Origin of the sequence: Mycobacterium angelicum (assembly GCF_002086155.1) — a bacterium.
In the GTDB taxonomy this organism is placed as follows: domain Bacteria; phylum Actinomycetota; class Actinomycetes; order Mycobacteriales; family Mycobacteriaceae; genus Mycobacterium; species Mycobacterium angelicum.
Window position 1 is genome coordinate 1 of record NZ_MVHE01000265.1, and the last position, 489, is coordinate 489.

Below are 489 nucleotides of genomic sequence, written 5' to 3' on the forward strand. Positions count from 1 at the left end.
GTTATCAGTTGATAACATACCCTCCATGTTATCGACTGATAACCGATTGTCAACAGCGCGCACCGGCCCGACCGGCCAGCCGGCGGTTCACCTCGAGAACGGACGGGTGGCCAGCACGTAGGTAGCCAACACGGCCAACGGTGCCGCCAACGGCAGCCATGGCACTTGCAGCGGGAACGACGTCGCAGCCAACCCAGCGAACGTGAAACCAACGGCGGCAACGGTCGTCGGCCAGCTCCCGGCGACAACACCGGCCCCGTATCGGCACACCAGGTAGACGGCGGCGCAAAACCCCGACAATGCGGCAAGCACATGCGTCGGGCCGGACACCACGATCATCACCACCGACAACACCACGGCAAGCGTTGCCGCCAGGCGAAACACCGCCGCCACCCCTACCGCAATCACCGCGGCAAGCCCCACGACAACAGCCAGCCCGTGCGATCCCACAGCGGCCGACCCCACCATCATCAGTCCGAACACCGTGGA

The 489-nt window shown here is 64.8% G+C and carries 1 protein-coding gene; it reads right to left on the reverse strand.

The genetic code is table 11. The features are described from left to right. Window positions 1-87 precede the first annotated feature (87 nt). Window positions 88-489 (reverse strand): hypothetical protein (locus tag BST12_RS29325; protein WP_205714830.1); only part of this gene is annotated, 402 nt, incomplete at its 5' end.